This is a genomic window from Candidatus Abyssobacteria bacterium SURF_5, from assembly GCA_003598085.1.
In the GTDB taxonomy this organism is placed as follows: domain Bacteria; phylum Abyssobacteria; class SURF-5; order SURF-5; family SURF-5; genus SURF-5.
Genome location: QZKU01000119.1, coordinates 1 through 12960, shown reverse-complemented (window position 1 = coordinate 12960; position 12960 = coordinate 1). Strand labels below are relative to the sequence as shown.

11 protein-coding genes are annotated in these 12960 nt (G+C 54.7%); 1 reads left to right on the top strand and 10 read right to left on the bottom strand.

The genetic code is table 11. The features are described 5' to 3' along the window. Nucleotides 1–119: 119 nt before the first annotated feature. Nucleotides 120–1745: a ribulokinase gene (locus C4520_17385; protein ID RJP17172.1), complete on the top strand. Its 1626-nt coding sequence runs from the start codon at nucleotides 120–122 to the stop codon at nucleotides 1743–1745. Nucleotides 1746–1988: 243 nt separating this feature from the next. On the opposite strand, the gene C4520_17380 is transcribed toward C4520_17385, so the two are convergent. From C4520_17380 to C4520_17335, 10 genes are all read right to left on the bottom strand, one after another. Further along, the gene (locus tag C4520_17380; GenBank protein ID RJP17150.1) at nucleotides 1989–3203 is read right to left on the bottom strand and encodes a hypothetical protein; all 1215 of its coding nucleotides are present in this window, start codon (nucleotides 3201–3203) and stop codon (nucleotides 1989–1991) included. Between the two features lie 28 nt (nucleotides 3204–3231). After that, nucleotides 3232–3819 carry a cyclic nucleotide-binding domain-containing protein gene (locus C4520_17375; GenBank protein RJP17149.1) on the bottom strand — a complete coding sequence of 196 codons (588 nt, stop codon included), beginning with the start codon at nucleotides 3817–3819 and terminating at the stop codon, nucleotides 3232–3234. Nucleotides 3820–3892: 73 nt separating this feature from the next. After that, entirely contained in the window at nucleotides 3893–4801 is a 909-nt protein-coding gene (gene ispE / locus C4520_17370) for a 4-(cytidine 5'-diphospho)-2-C-methyl-D-erythritol kinase (protein RJP17148.1), read from the bottom strand. Nucleotides 4802–4834: 33 nt separating this feature from the next. After that, nucleotides 4835–5131, bottom strand: coding sequence for a ferredoxin:thioredoxin reductase (locus C4520_17365; protein RJP17147.1), 297 nt, complete (start codon nucleotides 5129–5131; stop codon nucleotides 4835–4837). A gap of 97 nt (nucleotides 5132–5228) precedes the next feature. Beyond that, on the bottom strand, nucleotides 5229–7088 hold the full coding sequence (locus tag C4520_17360; protein ID RJP17146.1) for an aldehyde ferredoxin oxidoreductase: 1860 nt from the start codon (nucleotides 7086–7088) through the stop codon (nucleotides 5229–5231). Between the two features lie 118 nt (nucleotides 7089–7206). Beyond that, complete coding sequence (locus C4520_17355) at nucleotides 7207–8388, bottom strand: hypothetical protein (protein ID RJP17145.1); 1182 nt, start codon at nucleotides 8386–8388, stop codon at nucleotides 7207–7209. After that, the gene (locus tag C4520_17350) at nucleotides 8388–9011 is read right to left on the bottom strand and encodes an RNA polymerase sigma factor (GenBank protein RJP17144.1); all 624 of its coding nucleotides are present in this window, start codon (nucleotides 9009–9011) and stop codon (nucleotides 8388–8390) included. The genes C4520_17355 and C4520_17350 overlap by 1 nt, the downstream gene beginning before the upstream one ends. Before the next feature lie 54 nt (nucleotides 9012–9065). Further along, nucleotides 9066–10694, bottom strand: a complete 1629-nt coding sequence (gene hflX, locus C4520_17345; GenBank protein ID RJP17143.1) for a GTPase HflX — start codon at nucleotides 10692–10694, stop codon at nucleotides 9066–9068. Nucleotides 10695–10766: 72 nt separating this feature from the next. Beyond that, entirely contained in the window at nucleotides 10767–12428 is a 1662-nt protein-coding gene (locus C4520_17340; GenBank protein RJP17142.1) for a hypothetical protein, read from the bottom strand. A 44-nt stretch (nucleotides 12429–12472) separates the two neighbouring features. Then, nucleotides 12473–12787 carry a hypothetical protein gene (locus tag C4520_17335; protein ID RJP17141.1) on the bottom strand — a complete coding sequence of 105 codons (315 nt, stop codon included), beginning with the start codon at nucleotides 12785–12787 and terminating at the stop codon, nucleotides 12473–12475. Nucleotides 12788–12960: the final 173 nt, after the last annotated feature.

Here is a 12960-nt window from a genome sequence, read left to right as displayed (position 1 = left end):
TTCCAGCCTTTTTACCTGCGTTGATTTTTTCCACTGAACCCTGTAAAATACGGGCTGGAGCGAAGGAGGTCCGTAACGGAGAGATCGAGGTGAAGGCCGTAAGACAAGAGAAAAAGGGACTGGTGCTTGGCGTTGACGTCGGTACCGGCAGCGTGCGAGCGGGCGTATTTACCCTCCGCGGGAAGATGCTCGGAATGGGCGAGCACCCAATTCAGATTTTCCGACCGGCGCCGAATTTCGCCGAGCAGTCTTCTGAAGATATCTGGAGCGGCGCGGGGAAGGCGATTCGAAAATGTTTGAAGAGCGCTGCCGCCGGTGCGGAGCAAGTCATCGGCATCAGCTTTGACGCCACGTGCTCATTAGTGGCACTGGGAGAGGGCGGCGCTCCCGTAACCGTGTCGCCTACCGGCAACCACGAACAGAACGTCATCGTCTGGATGGATCATCGGGCAATCGGCCAGGCGGATCGCATCAACGCAACTGGGCATCCCGTTCTGAAGTATGTGGGCGGAAAACTTTCGCCGGAGCAGGAGCCCCCGAAACTCCTGTGGATCAAAGAAAACCTTCCCCGGAGTTGGGCGAAGACCGCCAAGTTTCTCGATCTGGCCGATTTCATGACATACAAGGCGACGGGCAAAGATACCAGGAGTCTTTGCACGCTCGTTTGCAAGTGGACTTATCTCGGACACAAAGGGAGATTCGGAGATTGGGACCTGTCGTTTTTCGAGAAAATCGATTTGGCGGACCTTTTCATAAATTCAAGGGTGGGCGAGGCTGTCAGATCGATGGGGGCGGTTGCGGGACGGCTGAGTCCGCAGGCTGCGAAGGAGCTAGGTCTTTCCGCCGGCACGGCGGTCGGAGTCGGAATCATTGACGCTCACGCAGGTGGGCTTGGCGTGCTGGGGTCGGCATATGAGGCTGAGACGGACGAAAGTGCGATTGAGCGCGTACTCGCGCTTATAGGAGGGACTTCATCCTGCCACATGGCGACGACCTCTCGACCCGTCTTTGTAAAAGGCGTCTGGGGTCCTTATTACGGCGCAATGGTGCCGGGAAAGTGGTTGCTTGAAGGCGGCCAGAGCGCCACAGGCGCCTTGATCGACCACATCATCGCCGACAGTGCCGCAAGCCGCCAGCTATCCGAGAGAGCCAAAGGCGAAGGCAAGACGTCGTACGAAATCCTCAACGATATCATACAGCGGCTGAAGAAGTCTCAGAAAAAGGGGCCGGAACTGACGAAAGACCTCCATGTGCTTCCCTACTTTCATGGGAACCGATCGCCCCACGCCGATCCGTACGCTCGCGGCGCCATCGACGGCCTGATCCTTGAGGCGTCACTCGAAAACCTGGCGCTGCGCTATTATGCTGCGGTACAGGCGATTGCCTACGGAACGCGGCACATCATCGAAGCGCTCGGCCGGAAAGGCCTGTCGATCCGAAAAATCCACGCTTGCGGCGGCGGAACAAAAAACCCTCTCTGGCTTCAGGAGCATGCAGATATCACCGGTTGCTCCATAGCACTACCCAGCGAACCCGAAGCCATGCTTTTAGGGACAGCCCTGCTGGCGGCGACCGCAGCGGGAGCATTCGAGCAGGTGACGGATGCGATGGCCGTGATGAGCCGCAGCGGGAAGCACATAGACCCCGATCCTGCCGTCAAATCGTTCCATGACGCCAAGTACGGCATATTCAAGAAAATGTACCTGCAACAATTGGAATCCCGCGAGATCATGTCCGAGTTCTAATTGCGCTCAATCACGAATTGGCGCCCCCGTGCGCCACAATGATACGATTTAGGAAGAGGAGGAGATGACAAAGGGAACACCCGCAGGAATGAAGGAAAGCCATGAAAACAGAGCATAAGGAAGAACAAAACAAGTATACCGTGGCATTTTTCGTCCTTGTAGTCATCCTTCTTGCGTCGGTGCTGGCCGTGACACTGAAATCGCTCATAGTCTGGCTCAATCAATAAGAGACCGGCGTTTCCCTTACTGGCTGAACTCCCGCGAGTGAAACCTGAGCGAATACTCGATCCGCTGAACATCCGGATTGATGAGCGGTGCTACACCCCGCCAATTGAAAAAGCGGTTCAATTCTTCATCTGTCTTGCCATTGGCGAGTTCGGCTATCAATCTTCCATTTAGATACCCCGGATACGTGTGGTTGGAATGGGGCGGAAGCCCCCTTACCAATTCGAATTCGACCGGCACGTTCCTTTCCAGAAGCGACTGCACCAGGAGAGAGGTGCCGATATCGTACCCGCGTTTATCGAGTTCCGCGACGTCTATATAAGTAGGGAGATTCTCGAGGTGCTGACGGCTTGCCAGAGTGAGAGGATCATGCCGGTCCCATGTCTCTTCGTTTATGAAAATGCGCTTAAGAAGATTAATTATGAATTGATGAGTAGTATGCTGGACGTGCTGCGGATCGTACTCAATGAAAAAATCGCGCGCCTCCGCCGAGAAGGGCGAGGCCGGGACAAGCATGGGAGTGTGAGCGCTGACTGAATCGAACAGTTCCGGATGTCGAAACGCGATCGAGAGCGAGCTGTAGCCGCCGGTTGAAAAGCCGCTGATCGCGCGATGGGATACTCCCTCCTTTGCACGATACCTCTTCTCTATAAAAGGGATGAAGTCAGCTATAAGGACTTCGGCGTAATCGGCGGGCTCAAGATTCCAGCGATGGATAAAGAGGTACGATCCGAAATATGTCGGATCGAGAATGGACCTGAAAAGTCCTCGAACCGCGCGAAAAGGAAACGTGAGGACAGCGACAGGCATGCTGCGCTCCGGAGGCACTCCCCAGTCGACGACGATCCCCGTTATGAAACTTTCCGGAATCACCACAATCATTTCCTGAACAGCGCCCTCGGTAATGAGCGCGTCCAGCGTTGCATCCAGATGCCAATTTACCCAATCCATGTGCGCTTTCCCCCTGAGATCGAAACCGTGTATGTAGTACAGAATCGGATAGCAGCGCTGGGGTTGGTCGTAGTAACTTGGCGGCAGATAAATCGAATACTCGATGTCCTGGTTGAGCTGTTGCGAGTGAAAGATACCGTGCTGCACGTTTGTTCTGCGGCCATAGCGTGCGCTATAGGAATGCCGTTGCTGTCCATCTGCTTCTGTCGGCCACAGGAAAATCGCGAGCGAAAAAAGGACCGCGGATTGAAATACTCCTTGCCATTTACGAAATGGTCTCATTTTTCTCTCAGTGCCGGATCGAAAAGCGCTACAGTCGTTGCAGCATGGTTTGAATCTTCAGGAGACGGGTCTTGAATTCGAGGATCGCTTTATTCGGATTGGAGAAAAAATCTTCAACGACATCATTCGATCGCCGAAGCCGCTCCGTCAAGGCAGCGGCTATGATGTTGGTGACTTTGTAGGCGATCGCCGGTTTCTTGGCGGAAAGCCGGTCAAACGCTTCTCTGGATATTTTGAATACGGCCCCCTCTTTCCAACAGGAGACACTGGCGGAACGGGGGAGGCCATCGAGGAAAGCCATTTCCCCGAAAAATTCGCCCGGCTCAATCGTCCCCAATTTCCTCTCGTCTCCGGCGTACAAGGTTTTTGTGACCACCATTTCCCCCGAAAGGACAATGAATAAGTCCCGGGAATGCTCCTTCTCGCGCACCAGGAATTCGCCGCGCGCACATTGATGGACCGTGCCGATTTTCAGGAGATGGCTGGTCTCTTTTTCGGAGAAATGGCTGAAAAAACTGCAGCCCCTTAGGTCTTGCGGCCAAAGGCCGGTTTCGGCGCGGCAGGACGATAACCCGGAACGCTCTTTCTTTTCCTGCTTCATCTTCTTGACTCCCATTTCGCACCCGGGATGAAGGGTGTACACTAAAATAGCACGAAGAAGGATTGCTTGCAATAGAACGGTTTATTTTCTAGCGACCGTTGATTGTAGATACTGTAAAACCGCGGCAGGGGCAGGACGCTTCAAGTTTGCTCCTGATCCTTTGCGCGTGACTGAGCGAGTCGGCGATCCCGAATACGGCGCTTCCGCTGCCGGTCATGAGAGCGGCTTTGGCCCCCGCCTCGAGCATTCTATTTTTCAGCCGGCCTATCTCAGGAAACATCCCAAGCGCCGGCTCTTCGAGCTCATTATAGAGAAGCTGAATAGCCGATGCGTTGGCTGAGAGCGGAAGAGAGGGGTCAAGGGCTTTCAAAAAAGTTTTCAAGCTTTCGCTGCATCCTGACAATTCGGCGGGCGGGGGCCCCGCGCACTGAGGCGCACGAACTTTGCCATAGGCCAGAGCAGTCGACACGCTAACGCCGGCCGGAACAGCCACAACCAGAAAACTCGCCGGCAGGGGAGATATTCTTTCGAGCCGCTCGCCTTTCCCCCATCCGGCGGCGAGTCCGCCAAACAAAAAGAATGGAACGTCGGCACCCAATTGCCGGGCCGTCTCCATCAGAAATTGTTCCGAAACCTGTTCCTGGAAAAGACATTTCAGTCCTTTCAAAACGGCCGCCGCATTCGAGCTGCCGCCGCCCAACCCCGAGCCGGGAGGAATCCGTTTTCTGAGGGTGATTCTGACGCCCCCCTCATAGTTCAGGGCAGGCCGCAATGCTGAAAATGCTTTGGCGGCCAGATTGCTCGAATCAGAGGGAACTGAGGGATCATCGCACTCGATTTTGAGGCCGGAAGGCCGAAGCTCGAGGCTTACGTCATCATGCAGGTCGATAGTCTGGAAGACGGTCTCGATGTTGTGGTATCCGTCAGGCCGCTTGCATATGATATCAAGGAAAAGATTGATTTTTGCGAAGGATGGAATCAGGATGGATTTCGCCACACACGCTCCGTTTGACGTGCAGCAGCCGAAAAGTCAGCCTTTCACAAAAAGGCCGCAGTGACATTTTCCCGTTTTCTCAATGTCTTCTTTGTGGTAGTGGCACGGGCAAATAAGCTTCCTGTCCTCTTCAGGATTACCGGAAACGAAGAAGCAGGGACAGTAGGCACGACTATGTTTGAACTTGTTGTTTGCAAGTCCCGTGATGATCGTATCGACCAGTTCGGGGTCCGGATTCAACTTATACCCTGCGCGTGTGGCGTATTTCTCAGACCCTTTCAGGAGTCGTTCTTTTGTGCCTTCCAAATCGTTTTCATCTCTCTTTTCCGCCATAAGATCTCCTTTGGATCATTTTAGCAAAATATTGGACCGGATATCAAATAAAAAAGGGCCAGGAAAGCGCCTGGCCCTTTTGCCGCTCCAGATAGGTCTATAGCCGCTTGGCTATGTCCGACAGGCCGACTGCCTCCAGTCTCTCTTTTTTGGGCTTGCCCTTATGATCAAGCCCGCGAAGATCGTAATATTCCTTCATCATCACTTCCACATTGGGGACGGAACCGGCGGCCCCTCCTTCCTTCGTCGGAGTAAGTATCTTCTTGGGCAGGCGATCATCTTCAATGGTGACGCCCATCAGGTTATTGAGCGACCGTTTCAGCAGCCAGATTCTTTCACCGGCCTTCATCAGGCTTTCGACGGTATAGTCGCGGCCGGCGGCGGAATTGATCATCTTCACCATGTCATTGAAATCCAGCGAGGCGGCGCCGAAATAGCACAATCCGGTCGATTGCAGCACGGAAGCAAGATTTTCCGTTATCCAGACAAGCTTGCCTTTTCCCTCGCTTGACTGGCCCACATATCCGCCCTCGATTCCGACTTCCGGCATTGACACCCCTCCCTGCTCGGCGAACAGATCAAGGTGAGAGAGGTGACATGCGCCGCGCACCGACATGGCATAAGCAAGCCCGAGCCCGTGGAAGGCGCGGGGGTCGTGCATCGGAGCCTCAAGACCCTTCACCTCCGCCGTCAGATCGGAAGCGCCTTTGCCGATTTTCCTTGCGGCTGCCTTGCTGCCCTCCGCCAAAAGATTGCCGAACCCTTGCCGGTAAGCGATTTTCCTGACCAGTTCAATAACGGCGTCGGCGTTTCCCCACGTCAGTTTCAAGCCGTCAGTATCTGAATCTTTCAATATGCCGTTTTCATAGCAATCGATTGCGAATGCGATCGTGCAGCCGCAGGAGATCGTATCCAATCCGAACCGGTTGCACAAATCATTGAGTTTATTGACGGCCGCTTGATTACAGATCATGCACATCGTGCCGAAGGAACCCATTGTCTCATACTCGGGCCCCGCGCCCGGCTCCATCTTGTATGGGCCGTCGTCCACCTTCACGTTGCGCTTGCATCCGATGGGGCAGCCATAGCAGGCCGAGCCCTTTGTGAGGTACTTCTCGTTCATCACGATCGAGCTGAGTTCGTTCGCGCATTCCATTTCTTCGCCAAGAATCCAGTTCTTTGTGGGAACGTCGCCCATCGTCATGCCCATGACCATGCCTGCATTCGTGCCCATCGCCTTGAGCGCCATCGTGAACATCCCGTCATTGATTTTTTCCATTGCGCTCTTGCGAATCTCGGCAAAGACATCGGCGTCGGCGGGCGCGAGTTTTCCGGAGCCTCTCACAACGACAGCTTTTAACTTTTTCGAACCCATAACGGCGCCCAGGCCGGTCCGGCCCGCATAATCATGTTTGCCGTCGGCCACGGCCGCAAACTTCACGAGGTTCTCGCCCGCCGGGCCAATTGAGACGATGCGGGGCGTCGGCTTTCCCTCGGATTTTTGCGCCAGCATGTCCGCTGTTTCATACGTGTCTTTTCCCCAGACAGCGGCCGCATCCTTCAACTCGGCCTTGTCGTCTTCAATCGCTAGAAGAACCGGCTTCTTCGATTGACCGCGGATGACAATGCCGTCCCAACCGGCGAACTTCAGCGCCGGCCCGAAGTTGCCGCCGCAGTTGGCCTCGCCCCAGATTCCGGTCAGTGGCGATTTTGCCGCAACGCTGAATCGGGGGGTGGCGGGAAGTCCGCTCCCGCACAAGGGGCCGGTAACGATATACAAATTGTTCTCCGGACCGAGCGGATCACATCCCGGCGGCACGCCGTCATCGAAGAAAAGCTTTGCCGCCAATCCACTGCCGCCGACGTAATCGCGCAGGGCCTTTTCGCTGATCGTCCGGGTGGAAATTTTCCCCGAGGAAAGATCAACCTCCAATATTTTGCCGTTCTGGGTTCCCATGGTACATTTCTCCTTTTCCGGGCTTTTGAGCTATCAGAACGAAATACATTCCGGTGGGTATCTTACATGAAACGCGGGGAAATGTAAATGGTAACTGCGTGAGAAAAAGAAGCACAAATTATCGCGCTTCGCCGGAGGTTTGCTCCGGTCCGGCGGGAGCCTGCGCGGGTGCGGTGGCCGAAGAGAGTCTCTCAAGGGCCACGGCGCGTAGCTCGGGAAACCGGTCGCGAACAGTTTCGTACATTTGTATCGCCTCGGCAGCCCTCCCGAGTGCGAGATAGCTATCACCGGCGGCAAGATAAACGAAGCCCAGCGAAGAGTATTCGGGATGTTTTTCCATAATCGATTTGTATTCCACCAGCGCTCGGTCATACTCCTTCTCTGCCTGATAGCTTTGGCCAAGCCGGAATTGCGCGTCCACGGTCGCTTTCGGTGCGGGGGCAAATCTGACGGCATCCTGATAGGATTCCGTTGCTTCATGATATTTTAGCGAAACCGGGTGCCGATCGCCGTTCGAAAGGGATTTTTTGCCGGCGGTCTCTTCTCCAAGTGTGGCTGAATCCGGCGCCAGAGACGGAGAAGCGACGTTCGTCTTTTGCAGTTTTTCTCCCTTCTGGGTTCGCCGCAATGAATCGATCTCAACCTCCGGCCGTGAATCCAAAAGGCCCTCTTCCCTCGTTCTGAAGTTTGATGCGTTTGCGCCGGAAGTCGTTTCCGCCCCACTTAGTTCATCTGTGGATTCAAGGGCCAGATGCATTGGCGCCAAGTCCTTTCTTTTCTCGGGAGCAATGCCTGCACTGACCGGGGCTTCTGGTTGCAGTTGGCTCTCCAGACGTACGTCGCGAGCAACGTCCATCTTGTCTTCTTTCAGCTTGAAACCATCGGCTGCGCCGGTGAAATCGGCTTTAGGAGCCGCGACCGATTCAGCAGGTGGATACTGCGCAATCGTTTGCTCCTTTTGCGCTTGGGGAAGGTAATATACGACGCCCACTATAACCAGGAGCGCCGCCGCGGCGGAGGCAAGAGCGGGCTTCCAATACGTAACGCTTCTTCTTCCTGCAAACAGTGCTTCCTGCTCGAGTTCCCGCACCGCCATCTGCCTGACGATCTCATTCAGGGCCGCGGATGGCTTTTCAAAATCGACATCCCGGAAAACCGAGATGACGTTTTTCTGCTCCGCAAATTCTTTCGAGCACGCCGGACAGGAAGCAAGATGCTTTTCCAATGCCCTCTGCTGTCGAGGGGCAAGAACGGCATACAGGGAATCGAGCATCAGGGACTGCGCCTTTTGACACTTCATTAGGAGGTTACCTCCTCGATCACGCGCTGCTCAACCAGCATATCACGCAGGTTTTTCAAAGCATATCTCATTCTGCTTTTAACGGTGCTTTCGGACGTCTGCACGATTTTGGCTATTTCTCTGAAAGAAAGATCCTGATATTGTCGCAAGACAAATACCTCTCTCTGCTCGGGCGCCAGGCGATCGATCGAGTTTTTCAGCGCTTCCGAAATCTGTCGCCGCTGTAACAGCTCGTCGGGACCGGGATTCCCGCTGGCAAGAAAATCCTGCGGCATCATTTGCTCTCCGTCCTTGCCCTGTATAGGCTCATGCAGCGATTCCGCGCGCCGATACTTCTCCCTTCGAAACATGTCGATACAGGAGTTATGCGCGATCTTATATAGCCATGTTGAGAATTTAGCGCGCTCTCTATAGCGGCGCCTCGAGCAGACGATCCGCAAGAACACTTCCTGAAAAACATCCTCCGCCGACTCTCTGTTTCCCAGCATCCGGCAAAGGTATGCAAAGAGAGGATTTCGATGCCGCTCCAGCAGTTCTTCAAACGCAGCCAGATCTCCACCCGCGTATTGAAGCATCAGCGCCTCATCCGGGATATCCTGGTCCAACCTCCGCTCCATGATCATGCTGATCGCTGACCTGTCATAAGTATAAACGAATGGCGGACGCGAAAGATTTAATCATTCCGGCCACACGAGCGCATCCATCTCTTCGAGAAGCGGCATCAATGTGTTGCGGTCCAGAGCGCTGACGGGAATTCCTGAAAACCGCCTTGCGAGATTTTCCGCCGTCTCTTTTGAAATCTTATCGACCTTGTTCAGTGCGAGCAGGATCGGCTTGTCGCTGAAGCCGAGCCCCGACAGCGTTTTCTCGACGACCCGCAAATGATTCTCGAGGTAAGGGCTGCTGATGTCGGCCACATGCAGCAGAAGCGATGCATCTGCAAGCTCCTCGAGCGTCGCTTTGAAAGCTGCCAGGAGTTCGGGCGGAAGATCCCTGATGAAACCGACGGTATCAGTGATAATGACTTCCCTCTCGCGGGGAAACCGGAGCCTGCGGCTTGAAGTATCCAGAGTAGCGAACAGTTTATCTTCGACTAGAACGTGACTGTCCGTCAGTGCGTTGAGCAGCGTAGACTTTCCTGCGTTCGTATACCCGACGATCGAAACGATCGGAAGCCCTTCCTGCCTGCGCCGGCTTCGGCGGGTCATTCGGTTTCGGGCCGAGTGTTCCAGCAGCTTCTCGAGGTGGACGATACGGTCGCGCGCGCGCCGCCTGTTTATCTCCAATTTGGTTTCGCCGGGCCCCCTGCCGCCGATGCCGCCCGTCAACCGCGACATGGCGGTATTCTTCGTGACCAGCCGGGGCAGAAGATACTTCAACTGTGCAAGCTCCACCTGAATCTTGCCATCGGTGCTCATGGCATGCTGGGAAAAAATGTCGAGAATCAACTGCGTCCTATCGAGTATCTTCAGCTCCGTCATATCGGTGATGGACCTGAGTTGGGAGGCGTTCAGGTTCTGATCAAAAATGAGGATGTCGGCGCCGACCTGCATCGAGCGCAGGATCAAGTCCTGCATCTTTCCCTTCCCCATCAGGAAACGCGGGTCGATCTCTCGCCGCCGCTGAATTATTGTATCAACCACATTAAGGTCAGATGTCGATGCCAATTGTCGCAGTTCTTCGGCTGATTCCTCAGCTTCATGCAGAGGAGCCGTAGTTACGCTAACCAGTATGGCGCGGCTGTTGTTGGTCCTGTGGGTTCGGCCCGGCTGGCGCCGCGCGATTTCCTCCTCCAAAGAATCAACAAGTCCAATGAAATCCACATCCAACTGAGCCGGAACCGCCGGTTCAAGAAGGCGCCATTTCTCCTTCTTCGGGTTTAACGGCAGAATATGTGCAGAATAGGCAAGACCAGGCATTCCGTCGGGCTGAACAGAAACGGCCACTACCATATCCAACTTCATGAGAGCAAGGTCCGTCAAATCGTCATCTGACAGCGGCTCCGAGTCCAGGTGAGTATGGATCAGCCGTAATCCGCGCAACCGCTGACTGGATGCCGGATAATCCTTTTCCAAATCCGGCAGGAAAACCGATTTTGCATCGCCGACGATGACAAATATGATCCGTCCCTTTCTGTCGACTAAGATGGCGATCTGCCTCCTGATCTCGTGCGACAGCTCGGTCAAATTGCGGGCGACTTCGTGCGAGATCACCTTTTCAGGCGCTATTTTGCGCCGGTAGATATGCTCAAGACGCTTAATTTCGCCGGCTTTTAGTCCGAGCGTTTTTCCGTGAATTTTTTGTATACTTGATCTTCCCCTCTGGTGATGATAATTTTCCCGTTCTAAGTATTGACACCCGGAGGCCTGAACGCTCGTTCAGCCACCCATCCCGCGTGATGCACTCAAAAGCTCGCGCGATCCGTTCGGATCGATCTTGACATTGATGCATGATGGCCGCGAGCCGCTGAACGCCCGTTCAAGGGCCGGCCGCAGGTCTGCGGGATTCTCTACATATATCCCAGTACCACCAAGAGCTTCTACCAGCTTTTCGTATCGACTGAAACCCAATTCTGTGCCTCCTTGGTGACCGTCGACAGCCATCGCCTGCACCCCCGAACGCATCTGCCCCCATCCACCATCGTTGCCGATAACAACAACCATCGGCAGGCGAAACCTGACGGCGGTATCCATTTCCATCGCATTGAATCCGAAAGAGCCGTCTCCGTACAGGAGCAAGATCTGACTTTCGGGTCTTGCCAGCCGGGCGGCTAATCCGAAGGGGACACCCATTCCGAGACATCCGAAGGGGCCGGGATCGAGCCAATGCCCCGGGCCACGCGAGCGGAGGATACGAGCACCCAATGAAACTATGTCGCCGCCGTCGCCGATAATGATTGCATCTTGATCGAGAAACTCGTCGATCTCGTGGCATAAGCGCGCCGGATGTATGGGAATCTGATCCGATTTTCGGAAAGACTGGAGGGATTTCAGTTCCTCGTTTTCCTTCAGTCTGAGTTCATTAACCCAGTTCTTACGCTCTTCGGAGGGAGAAGCTTTTCCAATCGCTTCGCGCAATTGAAGGAGCACGGACCGGGTGTCGCCGACAATCCCGACTTCAACGTCTCGGTTTCGTCCGATTTCGGCAGGATCGCTATGAACGTGGATGATATTGGCCCCTGAGCTGATAACGGTTGAATCTCCGTAGCCGAGCCTGAAGTCAAATTCCGCTCCCGCGAGAAGGAGCATATCGGCCTCGTTCAGGGCTTTCTCGCGGGTCTGCGAGTAGAATAAGGGGTGCTCAGTGGGAATACATCCTCTCGCCATTCCGTTCACGAAGACAGGGGCCGAGAGGGATTGAGCCAGCCCTTCCAACGCTTCGCCCGCCTCGTCCCACCAGATAGCGCTGCCGCCGAACAAAACCGGTTTTCTTGCCGCCAGAAGAAGCTGTGCCGCCGTCTCGATCAAAGCCGGGTCTCCAAAAGATCGCGCGCGCTCTACTTGTCCGTTTCCCGGAAAGGAAACAACGTTCTCGTCTTCCGACGAAACCAGAACGTCGAGCGGCATCTCCAGAAAAACAGGTCCGGGACGCCCCGCGGTCGCGTGCTGGAACGCCCGGTCAACGTATTCCGGTATTCGGAAAGCATGATGGACACGTTGGCTCCATTTGGTGATGGGTCTGAGAAGCTCCACAAGGTCCATTTCCTGGAGCGCCCCCTTCTCAAACTGGAAGAGAGGCGCCTGTCCTCCGATGACCACAAGAGGAATACCTGCCTTGTATGCATTCGCGATACCGGTAATTGAATTGGTAATTCCCGGGCCAGCCGTGACAACCGCTACGCCGGGCCGGCGGGTCAGCCGCGCCCATCCATCGGCGGCGTGTGCGGCTGCCTGTTCATGGCGCACGTCTATCAATTCTATTCCAACTTCGGCACAGCCCAGATATATGGGTTGAATATGACCGCCGCAAAGGGTGAAGATATATTTCACCCCGTGCTGCTTCAGCGCCTTCGCCGCGAGGTATCCCCCCATTCGATTCATTTCGGTGAATTCCTTCTTAAAGTCGGTGTTTAACTGCGGCTCTTTTAATCGCCGAACAACTTTTTCCAGGCATCCCTGCTTGAGTCCCGCCGCGGGTCGGGCGCTTGAGGTCCTTTGTCACTCGCGAACTCAAACTCATCGCAGAAATTTCCCTTTTCTTTGTCCTGCACGAGTTCGACTGTCGGATTCTTGCATTGCTGAGGAGCGCCGGGGTCGTAGAAAGTGCAGTTCAAGCAGCAATGGAGGTCATATCCGCATTGGGCGCACGTCTCGGTGCGGCCGGGAATGCGATGTTGTGAGACCCACTCAGTTCCGCATTTGTGACAGAGTTTCAAGGTGTTCCGCCCTCCGGACTGCATAATTTAAGGTACGAACCTTCCTTTACCATTATATGGTTTTTGGCATCTCATTGTCTATGACGCAACGGGAGATAAATAGGGCTTACGCATCTAAATCGGCCCTTGGGGGCGGATTTTTGCTGACTGCTCCTTCTTATTGGCTCTGTTGGGTTTCCTTTGTGGTTTTGGAGATG

What these genes read in the sequence shown, in the direction of transcription:
- C4520_17375 (RJP17149.1), bottom strand. Translation starts at nt 3,819, where the DNA reads ATGGGAGTCAAGAAGATGAAGCAGGAAAAGAAAGAGCGTTCCGGGTTA.
- C4520_17365 (RJP17147.1), bottom strand. Translation starts at nt 5,131, where the DNA reads ATGGCGGAAAAGAGAGATGAAAACGATTTGGAAGGCACAAAAGAACGA.
- C4520_17335 (RJP17141.1), bottom strand. Translation starts at nt 12,787, where the DNA reads ATGCAGTCCGGAGGGCGGAACACCTTGAAACTCTGTCACAAATGCGGA.
- C4520_17350 (RJP17144.1), bottom strand. Translation starts at nt 9,011, where the DNA reads ATGATCATGGAGCGGAGGTTGGACCAGGATATCCCGGATGAGGCGCTG.
- C4520_17360 (RJP17146.1), bottom strand. Translation starts at nt 7,088, where the DNA reads ATGGGAACCCAGAACGGCAAAATATTGGAGGTTGATCTTTCCTCGGGG.
- C4520_17340 (RJP17142.1), bottom strand. Translation starts at nt 12,428, where the DNA reads ATGAATCGAATGGGGGGATACCTCGCGGCGAAGGCGCTGAAGCAGCAC.
- C4520_17355 (RJP17145.1), bottom strand. Translation starts at nt 8,388, where the DNA reads ATGAAGTGTCAAAAGGCGCAGTCCCTGATGCTCGATTCCCTGTATGCC.
- C4520_17380 (RJP17150.1), bottom strand. Translation starts at nt 3,203, where the DNA reads ATGAGACCATTTCGTAAATGGCAAGGAGTATTTCAATCCGCGGTCCTT.